Source organism: Planomonospora sp. ID67723 (assembly GCF_015711605.1).
Lineage (GTDB): Bacteria > Actinomycetota > Actinomycetes > Streptosporangiales > Streptosporangiaceae > Planomonospora_A.
This window is the reverse complement of sequence record NZ_JABTEZ010000005.1, coordinates 424436-442373: the sequence shown is the minus strand read 5'-3', so window position 1 is coordinate 442373 and position 17938 is coordinate 424436. Positions and strand designations below refer to the sequence as shown.

Genomic DNA, 17938 nt, shown 5'->3' with positions numbered 1-17938 from the left:
GGGATCAAAGGGATGGTCAGCAGGGAACCGCGGGAGCCGATGCCGGGCCGTTATCCGGTGACCTTCGGCGAGGTCGATCTGCTGCGGGATCTCGACCGCCCCTCCGGCTGGGTGGTCTCCTCCGGCGGCGTGCCCCAGTCCTATGTCGACCTGGAGGATCCCACCTACCTCGACTTCGAGTACGTCCGGCTGATGGCCGACGTGATCGACCTGCTGGACGAGGGTCCGCTGGACGCCGTGCACATCGGCGGCTGCGCCTGCACCCTGCCCCGCTACGTCGCGGCGACCCGCCCCGGCTCCCGGCAGCTCGTCGCCGAGCCCGACGCCGCCCTGGTCCAACTCGTCCGCGACCATCTCCGGCTGAAGTCCGTGCCCCGCCTCAAGGTCAGGATCCTCGACGGCCGCAGCGCCACCGCCGGACTCCACGACGCCTCCGCCGACCTGCTCGTGCTGGACGCCTTCAGCGGCGCCACGATGCCGCTGGATCTGGCCACCCGCGAGTACATGGGCGACGTGGCCCGCGTCCTCCGGCCGGCCGGGACCCTGCTGGTCAACATCGCCGACGGCAAGGGCCTGGCCTTCGCCCGCCGGGTGCTCGCCACGATCGGGGGCACCTTCCCGCGCATGGCCCTGCTGGCGGATCCCGGAGTGCTGCGCGGGCGCAGGTTCGGCAACCTCATCGTCGCCGCCTCCCGCACCGCTCTCCCCCTCGACGGCATGCTCCGCAAGGCGGCGGGCGGCCTCAGCCAGGCCCGCTGCGTGCACGGTGACGACCTGCACCGGTTCGTCGCGGGGGCGCGGCCGCTGAACGACGGCGACCCGGTCCTCGTCCCCGTCCCGCCGCCCGCCGTGTTCGGCTGACCCCCGCCCCGGCCTTCCCTCGAGCACGGAGGCCGGAAACCCTCACCTCATCACGGGAAATGCCGAGTAGGCGGGCAAGTTGCCCATTCCGATGAGAGACGGCCCGGATGCAGACACTATTTCGACCGGCGAGCATGCTGCTGGGCCGCCTGAAGTATGCGCACAAGATTCTCCTGGTGACCGTGGTGCTGCTGCTGCCCTTGGCGTTCGTGACCTGGGGGTATGTCGACATTCAGCGGACCCAGGTGGCTTTCAGCGCCAAGGAGCGCGACGGCGGGGCCTACCTGTCGCCGCTGCTGGACCTGGTCGCCGCCACGGTGGAGGCCCGTCACGGCGCCGTGGCGGGTGCCACCGGCGCCGACGCCGGGCTGGCGGAGGCGATCGGCGCGGTCGACGCGGCCGACGCGCGCTACGGCGCCGATCTGGGCACCGCCTCCTCCTGGCCGGCGGCCAGGTCGGCACTGGAGCAGGCGGACTCCGCCGGCCCCGGTCAGGCGTCGCTGGAGGCCTACAACAAGGCCATCACCGCCCTGCTGGACCTGATCGTGACGGTTTCCAACGGTTCCAACCTCACCTTGGACCCGGACCTGGACTCCTACTATGTGATGGACACGCTGGTATTCCGGTTGCCGGTGCTTCTGGACCTGACCGGCCGCTCGGTCGACGAGGCGCTGCTGGCGGCCGACGGCTCCGCGGCCCAGGTCCAGCAGGTGCGTCTGGGACTGGCGCGAACCTCCGGGGCGCTGGCCAGCACGCAGGCCGCCATCGATGCGGGCATGGCCACCGCCCTGGACGTCACCGGCCATCCCGGGCTGCGCCAGGCCGGCAGCCAGGTGGAAGCCGAGCACCGAGCCGTCGGCGAGGTCATCGCCCAGGTCGACGAGGCGGTGGCGAGCGGACGGCTGGAGGAGGTCACGGCTGCCACGGGCGAACGGGCCGCCGCGGCGATCGAGCAGATGATGGCGACGCTGGGCCCGCAGCTGGACCAACTGCTGGCCACCCGGATCGACGGTCTGCAGTCCAGGGCGTTCACGGTGCAGGCGGCGGCGCTGGCCGCGGTCGCGCTCGTCGGGTACCTGCTGGCCGGGTTCTACCTGTCGGCGACCGTGCCGTTGCGGCGGATGGTCGAGGCCTTGCGCGCCCTGGCCGACGGTGATCTGACCGGCCAGGCCCGCGTGGACACCCGTGACGAGGTCGGCCACATGGCCTCCGGGCTCAACCATGCCATCGACCGGGTGCGCGAGGCCATCCAGGCACTGCGCGGCGACGCCGACAACGTGGCCAGCGCTTCCACCGAACTGTCGGCGGTCAGCAGTCAGCTGCGCTCCACCGCCGAGTCGACCTCGCAGCGTGCGGGGCACACCAGTCAGATCGCCGGGCAGATGGCGAACAACGTGGCGGCGGTGGCCGCCGGCGCCGAGCAGATGACCGCCGCGATCAGTGAGATCGCCAACGGCGCCAGCCAGGCCGCCACGGTGGCCGGCCAGGCGGTCCAGGTCGCCGACTCGACGCAGAAAACGGTTGCCCAGCTCGGGCGGAGCTCCGCGCAGATCGGCGAAGTGGTCAAGGTCATTACCGCGATCGCCGCGCAGACCAACCTGCTGGCGCTGAACGCCACCATCGAGGCGGCCCGCGCCGGCGAGCGCGGCAAGGGCTTCGCGGTGGTCGCCGACGAGGTCAAGCAACTGGCCCAGCAGACCACTGAGGCGACTGCGGACATCGCCGCGCGCATCACCGCGATCCAGCAGGACGCCCACGCGGCGGTCGAAGCGATCGACGAGATCGGCGCGATCGTCAACAGCATCAACGACTTCCAGGTCACCATCGCCTCCGCGGTGGAGGAGCAGTCGGCCACCACCGATGAGATGGGCCGGGGTATCACCGAGGTCGCCACCGGTTCCGAACAGATCGCCGCCGGGGTCGTCCAGGTCGCCCACGACGCCCGCAGCACCAGCGAGGGGGCGCTCACCACCGCTCAGTCGGCCGAAGAGCTCGCGCGCACCGCGGAAAGGCTGCGCGGCATCGTCGCCAAGTTCGTCGCCTGAGCCCGGGCGCGGGCCGGGGCCCATGCCGGAGCCGACACCGGAGCCGTGACGGCGAGCAGGCAGGCGGAGCCGATGGCGGCGTGCGGTTCCGGCTCATGCCCTCCCCCGAGGAAGGCACGAGCCGGAACCGGGATCAGCCCTCGCCGAGGGTGACGCAGGCGACCCGGGGCCCGGCCGTGCCGGCCTTGGCTCCCGTCGCCTTCGTCCTCTGGGCATGGATCACCATGGAACGGGGCGCCTTGCCCGGCGGGAACGCCCAGTCCTGCCGGGAGGTGGCCGTGGCCGCGCCCTCGGAATCGGTGGTGAAGTCGAGCCAGACCTCGTTGTCGGCGCTGGCGTGGGTGTGGACGTGCCGGTAGTGCGGCCCGGCGGCCTCCGGGTCGGCGCCGCATGGGTTCACGTGCAGGTGCACGCCGTACGTCCGGTCGGGCAGGAAGCCCTCGACGACGACCGTGGAGGTGGCGAGCACCGCACCCGACACCGCGGTCACCCGCGCCGACGCTCCGCGGGGCACCAGCTTGCCGTCGTAGGCGATCGCGGGCCCGCCCGTGGCCGGAGCCCCGAACCGGCCCTCGCCGGCCAGCCTGACCTCGGCGGCCTGCGTGCTCTTCGCCGGCGGGTGCCCCACCGGGTGGGCCGCCTGCTGCGTGCCGCAGGCGGCCGCGAGCAGCGCGGCGACGGAGAGAACCACAGGCAGGCGCATGACATCTCCTGAACCGGTCAGGCCGAGGGGCAGGCCCTCACTCTAACCAGTAGCGGATCGACCACGCTGAGTGTTTCCCCAACCCGTTCCCGGTCTCCCCGGCCGGCGTCACGCCCCGTGGGCGGCTGCGATCTCGTCGATGCGGGCGGCGAGGGTGAAGTCGAGGCCGGTCAGGCCGCCCGCGTCGTGCGTGGTGAGGGCCAGGCGCAGGGTCCGCCAGCGGATGTCGATGTCGGGATGGTGGTTGAGCTTCTCGGCCTCGACCGCGATCTCGTCGACGACGCGGATGGCGGTCGGGAAGTCGGGGGCGGTGACGGTCCGGCGGATCTCGTCGCCTTCGCGCCGCCATTCGGGCACGCCGGTCAGCATCTGCCGTACCGCGGAGTCGTCAAGCAGGTCCATCGCCCCAGGACATCACGGCGGAGGCCGGGACGCCAACCGGCGCCCCGGCCGTACCCGTCCGGAGGCGCTACTTGACGGCGCCCGAGGTGAGACCGGACTGGATCTGCCGCTGGAAGACGATGTAGACGATCATGACCGGGATGATGGCCATGCTCAGCGCGGCGAACATTCCCGGCCAGTCGGCCTCGTAGCCGGCGCTGGTGGAGATGTTCGCGACGCCCTGAGTGATCAGCCACTTGTCCTGGACGTTGCCGGACAGCAGCACGATCGGCAGGAGGTACTGGTTCCACTGGCCCAGGATGTTGAAGATCGTGATGCTGATCAGGCCGGGCTTGGCCATCGGCACCATGATCTGGAAGAACGTCCGGGTGTGCGAGCAGCCGTCCATCATCGCCGCCTCCGCCACCGAGGTCGGCAGCGTCTTGAAGAACGCCGAGAGGAAGAAGACGGTGAACGGCAGCGAGTAGGCGATGTAGACCAGGATCACGCCCAGGTGGGTGTCGAGCAGACCGAGGTTCTTCACCACGAAGAAGAGCGGGATCAGCGCCAGGAAGACCGGGAAGGTCATGCCGGAGACGAACAGGAAGTAGATCGCCCGGTTGCCGGGGAAGGCGTAGCGCGACAGCACGTAGGCGGCCATCGAGCCCAGCAGCATGGTCCCGGCCGTGCTGCACGCCACCACGAAGACGGTGTTCAGCATGTACTGGCCGATGTGGGCCTTCTCCCACGCCCGGCCCCAGGCGTCCCAGCCGAAGGAGGCGGGCAGGGTGAGGGCGTCGCCGAAGATCTCGGTGTTGGTCTTGAAGGAGGCGAGGAACGTCCACACGATCGGGCCGATGATCAGCAGGGCCCAGACCGCCAGCGCGATGTGGGACAGGACGCTGAAGACGCCGACCGGGTTCTGCTGTCCCCTGCGCCTGCGGGCCGGGGCCGCCGTACGGGAGGACGGCTTGTACGCCGTGTTCGCGGCCATCAGAACTCGATCCTCTCGCGCCGGGTCACGCGCAGGGTGAGCGCCGCGAACGTGATGGTCATGAAGAACAGCGCCACGCCCATCGCGGACGCGTAGCCGAACTTGGAGAAGTTGAACGCCGTCCGCCAGATCTCCAGCGGCAGGACGGTGGTGGCGTTGTCGGGCCCGCCGCGGTCGACCGAGAGCACCTGGACCAGGGCGAAGGCGTCGAAGGCGGCGATGCCGAGGTAGACCCAGGCCACCTGCATGGTGTCCCAGAGCAGCGGAAGAGTGATCTTGAAGAAGAGGGTGAAGCGGCCCGCGCCGTCCAGCGCGGCGGCCTCGAACACGTCCCTGGGGATGGAGGACATGCCCGCGGAGAACAGGACCACGTAGAAGCCGACGGCCTGCCAGACCATCACGCCCATGATCGCCCAGAGGGCCAGGTCGGGCTCGATGAGCCAGCCGACCGGCTCGACGCCGACCTTGGCGAGCAGGCTGTTGATCACACCGGTCTCGTCCGGGCGGTAGATCGCCTGGAAGAGCACGCCGACGATGGCCACCGCGAGCACCTGGGGCAGGAAGAAGACCACGCGGTAGAACTTCGAGCCCAGCAGGCCCGTCATCTGGCCGCCCTTCTGCCCGCCGCTCAGGTTGAGCAGGAAGGAGAAGAACAGCGCGATGGCGATGGTGGCCAGCGGCACGACAAGCAACAGGACACCGTGGTGACGCACCGCGGCCCAGAAAACCTCGTCATCGAAGAGTCTGGTGAAGTTCTCCAGGCCGATGAACTGAGGGTTTGCCGAGATTCCCTTCCAGTTGGTCAGCGCGATGTAGAAGGCCTGTATGTACGGGCTGATCACGAAGACCACGTAGAGGACTACGGGTGCGAAGAGAAATCCGACGATGAACGGATACTTGCCGTGCCGCATTGTGGGCTACACCGTCCGGTTCTGCTTGGTGATGGACGAGTCGGCCTTGGTCTTGTCGGCTGCCTTCTGCATCTTCTCGCAGAACTCGTCGGCGGAGATGCGGCCGAACATCAGCGCGTTGGTCTGCTTGCGCAGCTCGGTCTCGAGCTCCTTGTACCAGCCCTCGAAGCTGTTGTAGGTGACGATGTTCTGGCCGGCGGCGGTCTGCGCGGCGCTCAGGCTGGCGTTGCCGGGCGACAGCTCCAGGCCGTCGGCGGCGCCGGTCACGACGGTGATGTTGCCGGACTTCTCGGTGAAGCCGCGCGCGCCCTCCTTGGAGAGCATGATGCGCAGGTACGCCAGGCCGCCCTTGGGGTTCTTGGCCTTGGCGGGGACGATGTAGCCCTCGCCGGCGGCGGCGCGGATGGCCTCGAAGGGCAGCTTGTCGGCGGCGGTGACGCTGGGGGTGGGCGTCAGGGCGTACTTGAAGCCCTCCGGGGTCTGGCTCTTCTGCTCGTTCTCCAGCCAGGAGCCCGACGGGTAGAGGGCGACCTTGCCCTGGTTCTGCCGGGTCTGCACCTCAGTGTGGATCAGGCCCTCGAAGGACTTGTCCATGTACTTGCCGATCTCGGCCCAGGCGGCGGCGGACTGCTTGACCGAGTCGCGGGTCCAGGCGCCGTCGACGAGGTTGTCGATGTCGAGCAGGAGCTGGTTGCCCTCGATCTTCGCGGCGGAGATGAGGATCATCCAGTAGGCGTAGTAGGAGGCGTTCTTGCCCGCGAACGCGAACGGGGTGATGCCCTTGGCCTTGATCGCCTCGCAGAGGGTCTTGAACTCCTCCATGGTCTTCGGCGGGGCCCAGCCCTCCTTCTCGAAGAGCGCGGCGTCGTACCAGAGGCCGTAGGCGGAGAAGACGTAGTTCATCACGTACGGCTTGCCGGTGATGAGGCCCGACTCGACGGTGCCCGGCGCGACCATGTCGCGCACCTTCTTGCTCGGGTCGTCGATCGAGGGGGCGTCCCACAGCTCGGTCAGCTCCAGGAGCTGGCCCTCCTGCTGCAGGGCCGCGTTGTCCATCAGGTCGGTGCCGGAGTTGGCGATCATGTCCGGGACGTCGCCGCCGGCGAACCGGGGCTGCAGGGTCTGCGCGATCTGCTGGGTGGCGACGTGCTTGATCTCGGCCTTGGGGAAGGCCTTCTTGTACAGCGGCTCGTGCACCTCGGTGGCGTAGCTGTCACCCAGGCCGCCCTTGAAGATGACGACCTCGAGGGGGGCGCCGGCCGCGACGCCGAAGGGGTTGGCGGCCGAGGTGGCGGCGGCCGCGGAGGGCGCCGCGGAGCTGGTGGCGGCGGGAGAGCCGCCGGTGGCGCAGGCGCTGAGCAGCCCGGCACCTGGACCGGCGACGAGGGCGGTCAGGCCGATCCGGCGAAGCATCTGCCGCCGGGTGATCTCTCCGGGCGTACCGGCCGAGTTGGACATGCAACCCTCCTGGGCGGGGGATCAATTAGGAAAGTTTCCTAAACGTTCGATCGAACGTACGGACCGCGAGAGCCCAGCGTCAAGAGCCCATATCCGGTCTAGACCGAGCCGTGATGTCCTCGCGACATTTCCGGTAGAAATCCGCCAACCACAAGGGATGACTCCATGGAGATCGGCATACGGTACCCCATACTTCGCACCTGATCAGCGACGGGATGTCTCCGGTCCCACCCCGGGCTCGGCACCTTCGGCCGACGGGGAGCCCAGCCCGGTCTAGACCAGTCGCAGATATTTGCTCCTAAATATCACAATCCCCTACTTTTAGCAGCATGTTGCTGGCCGAGCAGCGTCGCCTGCTCTGTGAATACGGCCGCCGGGCCGCCGAGACCGGCCTCGTCGTCGGGACCGCCGGAAACCTGAGCATCCGGGCCGGCGACCTGGTCGCGGTGACCCCCGGCGGGGTGCCCCTCGACCGGCTGGAGCCCGGCGCCTGCCCGGTGCTCGACGTCGAGGGCCACCTGGTCGAGAGCGGGCTGCAGCCGTCCTCCGAGACCCCGATGCATCTGGCGGTCTACGCGAGCACCGGCGCGCGGGCGGTCGTGCACACCCACTCCGTCTTCGGCACCGTCGTCGCCACCACGATGACCGAGCTGCCGCCCATCCACTACAACGCGCTGCTGCTCGGCGGGACCGTCCAGGTCGCCGACTACGCCACCTACGGCACCCCCGAGCTCGCCGACAACGTGCGGGCCGCGCTCGCCGGCAGGCAGGCCGCGCTGCTGGCCAACCACGGCGGGGTCACGATCGGCGACGACCTGGACAAGGCGTTCGAGGCCACCCGGCTGCTGGAGTGGCTCTGCGAGGTCTACGTGCGGGCCAAGGCCGTCGGCGAGCCCCGGGTGCTCACCGAGGAGCAGCTCGCCGCCGTGGTCCAGCGCGCCCTCCAGCCTCCCACCTTCCCGACCCGCGAGGACTGACTTCATGCCCCTGCAGCTCACCGGCGCTCCCAGCGACCCGGACCTGCTCCGCCTGCCCTGGGACGTGCCGCTGGAGCGGTGGCCGGAGCACCACCTGGTCTCGCTTCCGAGAGGCATCTCCCGGCACGTGGTCCGCTTCGCGCGGCTCTCCGGCAAGGTTTACGCGATCAAGGAGATCAGCGAGCACTTCGCCAAGCGGGAGTACCGCCTGCTGTGGGACCTGCACCGGCTGGACACTCCCGCGGTGGAGCCGGTGGCGGTGGTCACCGGGCGGACCGACGCCGACGGCGAGCCGCTGGACTCGGCTCTGATCACGCAGCACCTGCAGTTCTCCCTCCCCTACCGGGCGGTGATGTCGGGGACGATCCGGCCCGACACGCTCAACCGGTTCCTCGACGCGCTGGCCGTCCTGCTCGTCCGGCTCCATCTGACCGGCTTCTACTGGGGCGACTGCTCGCTGTCGAACATCCTGTTCCGCAGGGACGCCGGCTCCTTCGCCGCCTACCTGGTCGACGCCGAGACCGGCGAGCTCCACCCGATGATCAGCGAGGGCCAGCGGCTGCACGACATCGACGTCGCGCACACCAACATCTACGGCGAGATGCTCGACCTGGAGGCCGGCGGCCTGCTGCACCCCTCTCTCGATCCCGAGGAGATCGCCGGCTCGATCTGCGAGCGCTACCACCGGCTCTGGGGCGAGCTCACCTCCGAGGAGATCATCGAAGAGGTCGACTGGCACATGATCGACAAGCGCATCCGGCGGCTCAACCGGCTCGGCTTCGACGTCGCCGAGATGATGGTCCGCCGCAAGGCCGGCACCGGCCGGCTGATCGTCCGCCCCAAGGTCGTCGACGCCGGCCACCACCAGCGCAGGCTGCTCCGTCTCACCGGCCTGGACGTGGAGGAGAACCAGGCCCGGCGGCTCCTCAACGACCTCGACTCCTTCAAGGTCTCGTACGGCCTGCGCCACGAGGACGAGGCGATCGTGGCCCACCGCTGGCTGGCCGAGGTGTTCCAGCCGACGATCGAGGCCGTCCCGCAGGAGCTGCGGCGCAAGCTGGAGCCGGCCCAGCTCTTCCACGAGGTGCTCGACCACCGCTGGTTCATGTCCCAGGAGGCGGGCAACGACGTCGGACTGCCGGCCGCCGTGCAGTCCTACGTGAAGAACATTCTTGTTTTCAAGCCGGACGAAAAGGCGTTGATCTCCGAGGTTCTGTAGGTGTCATCCCACTCGGGGTGCACATCCTTCTACCCAGTAGTTAAATCCTATATCTCCGGACAACTCACTTCTAATCCGGGCACTTAGCGCGCTTCCATATATCTCTACTCTGGCCAGACGACGTTTTCAGCAGCCGTCGGCGAGGGAGACAGAGTGCTCGGCATCGAAGAGTGCCTCACCGAAGTGATGGCGATACCCGGTGCGCTGGACGCGATCCTGATCGACCAGACCAGCGGGATGGCGGTGGGGGTCGGCGGTGGCAGCCGCCACGTCGACGTGGAGAAATCGGCCGCGGGACTGAGCGAGACGCTCCGGGCGACGCTGGACGGGCTCGCCGCGGCCTCTCCCACCGGAGCGGTCCGGATCAACGACATGATCGTGACGACGGACAGCGGCCATCATTTACTGAGACCACTGGAGACGATATTCGATGGACCATTAGTGATATATGTCCGTCTCGACCTAGAACGCTCTAATCTGGCCCTTGCCCGCCACCGGCTCCAGTCGCTCTCCGGCCAGCTCATAACGACATAAGCCATGCCGACCGTCGAGAGCATACTCAGCGGACTCGCGGAGGACCGGGCGACCGGCTCCCTGCGACTGGGCAAGGCCGGGGTGCTCTACCTCACCGATGGTCGCGTCACCTACGCCGAAGCCCCCTCCTGCCCCCGGGTGGAGGACCTGCTGACCGCCAGCGGCCGGATCTCCGTCTATGCCGTACGGCAGGCCAGGCAGGCGGCGGACGAGGAGCGGTGGGGCGGCGACCGGCTGATCGAACGGGGTGTCCTCACCCGGGGCGAGCTGGAGTTCTGCGTGCTGAGCGCGGTGCTGGACGCCGTGTTCTTCCTGTTCCGGGCCTCCGGCGTCCGGCCCCGGTTCCGGCCGGGAGAGCGGCACTGGCTCGGACCCCAGTGGTATTTCGACGTGACCGGACTGGTCAGGGAGTGCAGGCGAAGGAGAGTGCAGTTGGACCAGGCCTGGCCGTCCACCGAACTGGACACGCTCCCCGTCGTCCCGTTGGGACGCATCCCCGCCCAGCGGGTCATGCTGACCTCGCTGCAATGGGAGGTGCTGGTCGGCACGGACTCCACGGCGACCCCCGCCGAACTGGCGCGCAAGCTGGGCCGTCCCGCCTACTCGGTGCTGCTCGCCGTACGGCAGCTCGCCGCGGCGGGACTCCTGCGCCTGCCGGAGCCGGCTCCCGGCCCCCCGGCAGGGGAGGCGCCGCCGGATCCGCCGCCCGAACCCCCGCCCGCGCTGCCGGCCCGTCCGCCCTCCGGCACGCTGCCCAGGCGGGCCGGTGTCGCCCAGAAGGTCCCGGAACGCGTGGCGGACCCCTCCCAGCCGCCGGACTGGCTTCCCCAGGCGACGGGCGACCCCGCCGACGTGAGCCTGCTCATCCGGCTGAGGAACGCATTGGAGGCACTCGCATGAGGGCGGCTCCATGCTCTTGAGGTTGCGGACCCTGAAATGGATCGGAAGGAGGATGCCAGTGGAACTGCGGGACGAGGTGCACCGGGAGATGACCCTGCTGCGCCAGCGCATGCCGGACGTGAACGGGAGCATCGCGTGCAGCGTGGACGGCCTGCCCATCGCCAGCGACCTGCCCGGCGAGGTCGAGCAGGCCGGCGCGCTCTCGTCCGCGCTGCTGGCCCTCAGCCGCCGGATGACGAACACCGTCGACAAAGGCGCACTGGAGGAGACCCTGATCTCCGGCACCAACGGCTACGCGGCCTTCTACGCCGCGGGCCCAAAGATCGTCCTTACAGTCCTCGCCCGCCCGGGCACCAACCTCGGGCTGCTGCGACTGGAGGGCCGCAAGACGGCGGCGAGCCTCGCCGCCATAACACGACGCATGTCGCTCACCAAGTGAATCGGAGAAGACAATGGCCAGCATGGACGTCTCTCTCAAGGAGATGATGGCGATCGACGGCGCTGTCGGCGCGGTGGTCGTGGACTACAACAGCGGGATGGCGCTGGGCGCCCTGGGCGGCTCCAAGGACCTGGACCTCCAGGTGGCCGCGGCGGGCAACACCGAGGTCGTCAAGGCGAAGCTCCGCACGATGGAGTCGCTGGGTCTCAAGGACTCCATCGAGGACATCCTCATCACGCTCAGCGGCCAGTACCACGTGATCCGGCCGATCACCGGCAGGGGCGGCAAGGGGCTGTTCCTCTACCTCGCGCTCGACCGCGGCCGGGCCAACCTGGCACTGGCGCGGCACAATCTCCGGGGCATCGAGGAGAAGCTCGAGGTCTGAATCCTCCGCCTGCGGCTCTCGCCCCGGGAGGCTCGGGCCGCAGGCGGAGCCGCTGTGCGCTCAGGGTGCGCTCAGGGTGCGCTCAGGGTGCGCTCAGGGTGCGCTCTGAGCGTGCCTAGCGCTCCGCGGCGGCGGTGAGGCCGGAGATCGCATCGACGATCTCGGGCCAGAGCGCGCGCGGCAGGTCGTGGCCCATGCCGGGGAAGGTGACCAGCTTGGCTCCGGGGACGGCCTCGGCCGTGGCGATCCCGCCCGACAGGGGCACGAGCTGGTCCTCCTCGCCGTGGAGCACCAGGGCCGGCAGCGACAGCTCCTTGAGCTGCGGTGCGCGGTCGCCCGAGGCGATGATCGCGGTGAGCTGCCTGGCCACCCCGGCCGGGTCGTAGGCGCGGTCGTAGCTCAGCCCGGCGACCCTGGCGATCCGCTCCTCGTCGAGGGGATAGCCCGGAGAGCCGATGACCTTCCAGGTCTCCAGCGCCCGCGCGATCGCCGTCTCCCGGTCGGGTGAGGGCGGCGACATGAGCGCCGCCATGGCCGCCTCGGTGGGCGGGGCGGCCTGGGGACTCGGCGTGGACATGATCGAGGTCAGGCTGCGCACCCTGCGCGGATGGCGGACGGCCATCGACTGCGCGATCATCCCGCCCATCGATACGCCGACCACGTGGGCCGAGTCCAGGCCGAGCGCGTCGAGCAGCCCGGCCGCATCGTCGGCCATGTCGCCGATGAGGTACGGCGCGGCCCCGCCCGGCACGGACGGCCCGGCGTCATGGAGGTGGGTGGACTCGCCGACGTCCCGGTTGTCGAACCGGATCACGTGGTGGCCGCGGTCGGCGAGCATCCCGCAGAAGTCCTCATCCCAGTGGATGAGCTGAGAGGCGAGACCCATGACCAGCAGAAGCGGGCGGCCCTCGGGGGACCCGAAGGTGTCATAGGCGATCTCGATGCCGTTCGCCGGGGTGCGCAGGATCACGGCACTCCTCCCGTAGGTCCACCACAACAGAATCAAATTCTGATTCGTTGAAACAGAATCCCATTCGGTAGTGGGGAGCGCAAGAGCGGCGGTCAGTCCCACCAGAAGGACCAGGCGTTCCTGCTCCTGATCTGCTCGGCGTAGTCGATGAGCGTTCCGGCACCCTGGATGATGCTGTCCGGGCAGAACGTCCAGTGCTCGGCGGCCACGTGCAGGGCGTGCTCGGCGGTCACCGGCGGCGCGGCGACGCTCAGATCGAGGGTGTTGAACCCCATTCCGACCACTCGCGCGCCGAACCGCTCCTCCCAGCTGCGCACCACGGCCGCCAGCGGGACCATCCACTCGTTGTGGTTCAACGCGCCCTGCCAGCCCATGACCGCCAGCGCGTCGGCACCCCGCTCCACGGCCACCAGCCCGAGCGGGGTCCGGCGCTCGGCCATGATTCCGGCGTACCAGTCGGCGACCTTCCCGGGATCGGCTCCCGGCGGCCCCGGCGCGGCCGGCCCCGGGCACCGGGGGCCGAACGGGTCCAGGATCTCCAGCTGGTCGGAGTGGGCCTTCTCGATCCAGTCCGCCCACACCTCGGCCATGAAGGCCGCGACGTGGTAGTTGTCGATCTCGGTGGCGGCGTCCGGGGCGATCTGCCCGGCCGACCACGGCTGGACGGAGTCCTCCAGCAGCACCGGCCAGAGCCCCGAACGCGGATGCTCGGCCCGCAACGCCGACCAGAGCTCGGCGGAGACCGCGGCCTCGCTGAGCCAGAACGCCGGTCGCCGGGAGGCCGGGAGCCTGGCGTAGCCGGGGTCGGGCCAGACCACGTCCCCGGGCGGCAGCTCGATCCCGAGCACCCGCCCTTCACCGCCGTCGGGGAACAGCTGACCCAGCACCGGCGAGAGCCGCTCCTGCCCGCGATCGTCCATCCCTACCGTCCCGATCCTCCTGACCACGCCCCAATTTTGCCTTCCAGGCGGCCGGAAGGAAGCTCCGGCACCCGACGGTTCCCCTCACCGGAACCGCTCGAACCCGCCTGGGCCGGAAGTTCTCTCCCGAGAACGTCTCTTCGCGGCGGGAAGGCATGTCGGTCAAGGGTCGGCCGTCACCGGCTCCGGCTACTTTAGGCCAGGGAGGGTGGCGTGATGAGCACGCCGCCGTACCGGCTGAAGGCGGACGCGGCCGCACTCACCTGTGACGTTCCGCGCGCAGTTCGGCGAGCAGCTCACCCTGGCCGGCCAGCACCTCGGTCAGGATCCAGCGCGCCGAATCCAGGAGATCGGCCATGTCGGGGGTGGACAGCGCGTAGACCACGGTGGCGCCCTCACGGGTGGCGGTCACGACCCCGGCCCTGCGCAGCACCGCCAGTTGCTGGGAGAGGCTGGAGGCCTCGACGTCGATCTTGGCCAGGAGGTCGCGCACCGGCAGCGGCCCGTCCCTCAGCAGCTCGAGCACCCGGATGCGGACCGGATGCCCCAGCGTGCGGAAGAACTCGGCCTTGGCCTGGTAGAGCGGGACCGGCATGGTCAGCCCGCTCCTCCGACCGGCGCGCCCTCCGCCTGCGGCACCTCGACGCCGTGCCGGGCGGCGATCCGCAGCAGGTTCTCCAGCCTGCCGGACAGCACCTCGACCGCGTGGTCGTCGTCGGCCTGCCGCATGAGCCGCAGCTCGGCCTCGACCTCGTCGATACGTGCCAGTAGTTCCGCCGTGAACTCGCCCATGCTTCCCGCCTCTCGTCGACCGTGTCCGTCCCTCGTTGCCCGCGCGCGGACGCAGGCTACTTACAAACTAGCAAATTGCACAATTCTTCAACTCCTAAGGGTCTTAGGTAAGATGCCTCCGATGCGACAGTGACGAGAGGCCTAGTAGGCCGATACAAGGGAGTGCAGCCAATGGGACGGGGTCGAGCCAAGGCGAAGCAGACGAAGGTCGCCCGCCAGCTGAAGTACGGCACCCACAGCATTGATCTCGAGCGGCTGCGCAGGGAGCTCGGCTCCGGCGACAACCCCTCGCCGGTCGACGAGGCCGACGACCACACCGTCGAGCCGGCCGAGAGGTAGGGCCCGGCCCGCCCATGCGGAAAAGCCCGGTCTTCGCACACCGGCGGTGTGCGAAGACCGGGCCTTCCTCGCCGGCTGTCCCGGCCCCGGTCAGACGGTGAAGCGGCCCACCAGCTCGCGCAGCGACCGGCTCATCCCGGCCAGCTCCACAGCGGCCTGACGCGACTGCTCCACGCCTTCGGTCGTGATCGCCGCCGCCTGCGCCACGCCGGCGATGTTGGCCGCGATCTCGTTGCTGAAGGTCGCGGCGTCGGCCACGTTGCGGTTCATCTCCCCGGTGGTGGCGGTCTGCTCCTCCACCGCCGCCGCGATCGCCGCCTGGTGGTCGTTGATCCGGCCGGTGATCTCGCTGATCCGGCCGATCGCCTCCATCGCGGCGGTGGTGTCGGCCTGGATGGCCTCCACCCGGCGGGAGATGTCCTCGGTGGCCTTGGCCGTCTCCTGGGCCAGGTCCTTGACCTCCCCGGCGACCACGGCGAAGCCCTTGCCGGCCTCGCCGGCGCGGGCGGCCTCGATGGTGGCGTTGAGCGCCAGCAGGTTGGTCTGCTCGGCGATGCTGGTGATCACCTTGACCACGTTGCCGATCTCGGCCGAGGAGGTCTCCAGCTGGGCCATCATCGCGTTGGTGGACTCGGCCACCGCGACCGCCTCGGCGGCCACCGAGGCGGCCTCGGAGGTGCTGTGGGAGATCTCCCGGATCGCCGAGCCCATCTCCTCACCGCCCGCGGCCACGATCTCCACGTTGTGGGAGACGTCGGCCGCGGCCGAGGCGACCACGCCGGACTGGACGCTGGCCTCCTCGGCCGAGGAGGCGATCTGCTCGGAGACCTGCGACAGGTGGGCCGAGGAGGTGGCCAGGGTGTCGCTGTGGGCCACGACCGCGGCCACCGTGGTGCACAGGGACTCGGTGGTGGCGTCCACCGCGTCGCCGAGCCGGCCGAGCTCGTCGCGGCGGTTCAGGTTCAGCCGCACGGTGAGGTCGCCGCGGGCCAGCCGGCCCAGCGCGGCCACCACCACCGACAGCGGGCGCACCACCGAACGCGTCGCGACCGTGCTCAGGCCGGCGGCCACGATCAGGGCCACGATCAGCGCGCCGAGCAGGATCGTCTCACTGTCGCTCTTGACCTCGGCCGCCTCGTTCCTGAGCTCGACGACACGCTTGGCGAGGGAATCGGTCAGCGCCGCGTTGATCTCCAGGCTCTCGGAGTAGGCGGCGGCGGCCTCACCGCCGTTGATGCTGTTCATCGCCTCCACCCGGGCCTCGGGGGTGTCCTGGGCGAGCAGCTCCATGATCTTTTCGTCCCACACGAAGAACTCGTCCCAGGCGGGGCGGAGCTTGTCGAACTGGGCCCGCTCGGCCTCGGTCAGGTAATCGACGTGGGTGGCGTCGAGCGTGTCGTAGAGGGCCTTCTTGCTCTCCAGTTCGCCCTTGCGGTTGTAGGCGTCGGGGCCGGTGGCCACCTTTCCGCCGAAGGCTCCGGCGTCGGCCACCACCAGACCCTGCCAGCCGGTGATGTCGGCGGCGTAGTAGGTCAGTTTCTGGACGTCGTCCTCGACCTGCTCCAACTGGTCCATCCGCAGGGAGATGTCGCCCTGGCTCTCCATGCCCGACCGGCCGGCGACGACAGTGACGACGATCAACATCGTCACGATGAGGAAGGAGAGGCCGAGCCGCTTTCCAACACTGAGATCCTTGAGGCGAGACATATCGCATTCCTTGTCAGCGAATCAGTACCGCCGATTGACGGTTTCCCTTCCCTTCGGCACCTCCTGCGGAAAGCCAAGGAAAACAGCGGACGTCTCACCACCGCCCCGTACGCGCCCGTCACCGAGAAGGTCCACCGTGAGCGCGATCACCGTCATGACCGGCGCGGGGGTCTCCACCGCGTCCGGCGCCCCCGCCCGGACCGCCGAGCCCAACCCCGCCCGTCTGGCCCCGGTCGAACCGGAGAAGACCGGGAAGCTCGACCGGCTCCTGATCCGGCTCGCCGGGGAACATCGACCTCCGCTCGGCATGCCGTCCCGAGCGACTGGAAACACGAAGGCCCAGGTCGGCTGTCGCGACCTGGGCCTTCGAACGGTGCGCCGCCAGGGACTCGAACCCCGGACCCGCTGATTAAGAGTCAGCTGCTCTAACCAACTGAGCTAGCGGCGCGTGAAGCCCTTGAAGGATAGCGCACTTCCGGACGTGCTTCGAAATCGGCTGGTTCGACCCGCTAAGCTAGAACAACATTCGGTTCTGCTCCGGGAGCACACATGTGGTTCGCCTCGCCCGCCGACGTCCGTGAGCGGCTCGCCGCCGTGGACTATCTCGCCGACGACGCCATCGCGACCTCGGTCTTCCTCGCCGCCGCCCTCGGCAAGCCGCTGCTCGCCGAGGGCCCTGCAGGCGTGGGCAAGACCCAGCTCGCCAAGGCCGTCGCGGCGGCGACCGGGGCGCAGCTCATCCGGCTGCAGTGCTACGAGGGGCTGGACGAGGCCCGGGCGCTGTACGAGTGGAACTACAAAAAGCAGCTCCTGCGCATCCAGGCCGGGAACGGCCAGGACTGGGACGCCACCCACGACGACATCTTCACCGAGGAGTTCCTCCTCGAACGGCCGCTGCTGGCCGCGATCCGCGCCGAGATCCCCACGGTCCTGCTGATCGACGAGACCGACAAGGCCGACGTCGAGGTGGAGGGACTGCTGCTGGAGATCCTCTCCGACTACCAGGTCACCATCCCCGAGCTCGGCACGATCACCGCCGTGCGCACGCCGTACGTCGTGCTGACCTCCAACGCGACCCGCGAGCTGTCGGAGGCGCTCAAGCGGCGCTGCCTCTACCTGCACCTGGAGTACCCGGCGCCGGAGCGCGAGCGGGACATCGTGCTGGCCCAGGTGCCGGCGATCGAGGCGGTCCTGGCCGAGCAGCTCGCCCGGACCGTCGCCACGCTGCGCACGCTGGAGCTGAAGAAGGCCCCCTCGATCGCCGAGACCATCGACTGGGCCAACACCCTGCTCGCGCTGGGCCGGACCGAGCTGGATGAGGAGACGGCCTCCTCCACCCTCGGTGTGGTGCTCAAGCACGTCTCCGACCAGACCCGCGCCCGCAAGGAGCTCGGCCTGTGAGC

21 protein-coding genes and 1 tRNA gene are annotated in these 17938 nt (G+C 69.5%); 11 read left to right on the top strand and 11 right to left on the bottom strand.

What is annotated here, in order from left to right:
• Positions 1-12 precede the first annotated feature (12 nt).
• Together HS041_RS32890 and HS041_RS32885 are read left to right on the top strand one after the other, a co-directional pair.
• Positions 13-861, top strand: a complete 849-nt coding sequence (locus tag HS041_RS32890; RefSeq protein WP_374058910.1) for a spermidine synthase — start codon at positions 13-15, stop codon at positions 859-861.
• Between the two features lie 107 nt (positions 862-968).
• A complete protein-coding gene (locus HS041_RS32885) occupies positions 969-2906 on the top strand; it encodes a methyl-accepting chemotaxis protein (protein WP_196444747.1) in 1938 nt (645 codons plus the stop codon).
• A gap of 133 nt (positions 2907-3039) precedes the next feature.
• Here HS041_RS32885 and HS041_RS32880 read toward each other — a convergent pair whose 3' ends face one another.
• From HS041_RS32880 to ngcE, 5 genes are all read right to left on the bottom strand, one after another.
• The gene (locus HS041_RS32880; RefSeq protein WP_196444746.1) at positions 3040-3609 is read right to left on the bottom strand and encodes a superoxide dismutase family protein; all 570 of its coding nucleotides are present in this window, start codon (positions 3607-3609) and stop codon (positions 3040-3042) included.
• 108 nt (positions 3610-3717) lie between these two features.
• A complete protein-coding gene (locus HS041_RS32875; RefSeq protein ID WP_196444745.1) occupies positions 3718-4011 on the bottom strand; it encodes a 4a-hydroxytetrahydrobiopterin dehydratase in 294 nt (97 codons plus the stop codon).
• Between the two features lie 67 nt (positions 4012-4078).
• Positions 4079-4984, bottom strand: a complete 906-nt coding sequence (locus HS041_RS32870) for a carbohydrate ABC transporter permease (RefSeq protein WP_196444744.1) — start codon at positions 4982-4984, stop codon at positions 4079-4081.
• The gene (locus HS041_RS32865; protein ID WP_196444743.1) at positions 4984-5895 is read right to left on the bottom strand and encodes a carbohydrate ABC transporter permease; all 912 of its coding nucleotides are present in this window, start codon (positions 5893-5895) and stop codon (positions 4984-4986) included. The genes HS041_RS32870 and HS041_RS32865 overlap by 1 nt, the downstream gene beginning before the upstream one ends.
• Before the next feature lie 6 nt (positions 5896-5901).
• The gene (gene ngcE, locus HS041_RS32860; RefSeq protein WP_196444742.1) at positions 5902-7353 is read right to left on the bottom strand and encodes an N-acetylglucosamine/diacetylchitobiose ABC transporter substrate-binding protein; all 1452 of its coding nucleotides are present in this window, start codon (positions 7351-7353) and stop codon (positions 5902-5904) included.
• A gap of 329 nt (positions 7354-7682) precedes the next feature.
• On the opposite strand from ngcE, the gene HS041_RS32855 reads away from it, so the two are divergent.
• The 6 genes from HS041_RS32855 (at position 7683) to HS041_RS32830 (ending at position 11807) form a co-directional block, all read left to right on the top strand.
• The gene (locus HS041_RS32855; RefSeq protein WP_196444741.1) at positions 7683-8330 is read left to right on the top strand and encodes a class II aldolase/adducin family protein; all 648 of its coding nucleotides are present in this window, start codon (positions 7683-7685) and stop codon (positions 8328-8330) included.
• A 4-nt stretch (positions 8331-8334) separates the two neighbouring features.
• Positions 8335-9549 (top strand): DUF4032 domain-containing protein, encoded by a 1215-nt coding sequence (locus HS041_RS32850; RefSeq protein WP_196444740.1) that lies wholly within the window; start codon positions 8335-8337, stop codon positions 9547-9549.
• Between the two features lie 153 nt (positions 9550-9702).
• Positions 9703-10083: a roadblock/LC7 domain-containing protein gene (locus HS041_RS32845; protein ID WP_196444739.1), complete on the top strand. Its 381-nt coding sequence runs from the start codon at positions 9703-9705 to the stop codon at positions 10081-10083.
• 3 nt (positions 10084-10086) lie between these two features.
• Complete coding sequence (locus tag HS041_RS32840; RefSeq protein ID WP_196444738.1) at positions 10087-10983, top strand: DUF4388 domain-containing protein; 897 nt, start codon at positions 10087-10089, stop codon at positions 10981-10983.
• Between the two features lie 58 nt (positions 10984-11041).
• Positions 11042-11422, top strand: coding sequence for a roadblock/LC7 domain-containing protein (locus HS041_RS32835; RefSeq protein WP_196444737.1), 381 nt, complete (start codon positions 11042-11044; stop codon positions 11420-11422).
• Positions 11423-11435: 13 nt separating this feature from the next.
• Complete coding sequence (locus HS041_RS32830) at positions 11436-11807, top strand: hypothetical protein (RefSeq protein ID WP_196444736.1); 372 nt, start codon at positions 11436-11438, stop codon at positions 11805-11807.
• Between the two features lie 115 nt (positions 11808-11922).
• Here the strand turns inward: HS041_RS32830 and HS041_RS32825 are convergent, their stop codons facing one another.
• From HS041_RS32825 to HS041_RS32810, 4 genes are all read right to left on the bottom strand, one after another.
• The gene (locus tag HS041_RS32825; RefSeq protein ID WP_196444735.1) at positions 11923-12777 is read right to left on the bottom strand and encodes an alpha/beta fold hydrolase; all 855 of its coding nucleotides are present in this window, start codon (positions 12775-12777) and stop codon (positions 11923-11925) included.
• Between the two features lie 92 nt (positions 12778-12869).
• Positions 12870-13697: a DUF4253 domain-containing protein gene (locus HS041_RS32820; protein WP_196444734.1), complete on the bottom strand. Its 828-nt coding sequence runs from the start codon at positions 13695-13697 to the stop codon at positions 12870-12872.
• A gap of 259 nt (positions 13698-13956) precedes the next feature.
• Positions 13957-14292 carry an ArsR/SmtB family transcription factor gene (locus HS041_RS32815; protein WP_196444733.1) on the bottom strand — a complete coding sequence of 112 codons (336 nt, stop codon included), beginning with the start codon at positions 14290-14292 and terminating at the stop codon, positions 13957-13959.
• Between the two features lie 2 nt (positions 14293-14294).
• Positions 14295-14489 (bottom strand): hypothetical protein, encoded by a 195-nt coding sequence (locus HS041_RS32810; RefSeq protein ID WP_196444732.1) that lies wholly within the window; start codon positions 14487-14489, stop codon positions 14295-14297.
• Between the two features lie 171 nt (positions 14490-14660).
• Between HS041_RS32810 and HS041_RS32805 the strand changes: the two genes are divergently transcribed.
• A complete protein-coding gene (locus tag HS041_RS32805; RefSeq protein WP_196444731.1) occupies positions 14661-14828 on the top strand; it encodes a DUF3073 domain-containing protein in 168 nt (55 codons plus the stop codon).
• Positions 14829-14918: 90 nt separating this feature from the next.
• Here the strand turns inward: HS041_RS32805 and HS041_RS32800 are convergent, their stop codons facing one another.
• Entirely contained in the window at positions 14919-16535 is a 1617-nt protein-coding gene (locus tag HS041_RS32800; protein WP_196444730.1) for a methyl-accepting chemotaxis protein, read from the bottom strand.
• Between the two features lie 136 nt (positions 16536-16671).
• Between HS041_RS32800 and HS041_RS32795 the strand changes: the two genes are divergently transcribed.
• Complete coding sequence (locus HS041_RS32795) at positions 16672-16944, top strand: hypothetical protein (protein WP_196444729.1); 273 nt, start codon at positions 16672-16674, stop codon at positions 16942-16944.
• On the opposite strand, the gene HS041_RS32790 is transcribed toward HS041_RS32795, so the two are convergent.
• Positions 16910-16983, bottom strand: a tRNA-Lys gene (locus HS041_RS32790). The two genes, HS041_RS32795 and HS041_RS32790, sit on opposite strands and share 35 nt — an antisense overlap.
• A gap of 101 nt (positions 16984-17084) precedes the next feature.
• On the opposite strand from HS041_RS32790, the gene HS041_RS32785 reads away from it, so the two are divergent.
• Entirely contained in the window at positions 17085-17936 is an 852-nt protein-coding gene (locus HS041_RS32785; protein ID WP_196444728.1) for an AAA family ATPase, read from the top strand.
• The last annotated feature ends 2 nt before the right edge of the window (positions 17937-17938 follow it).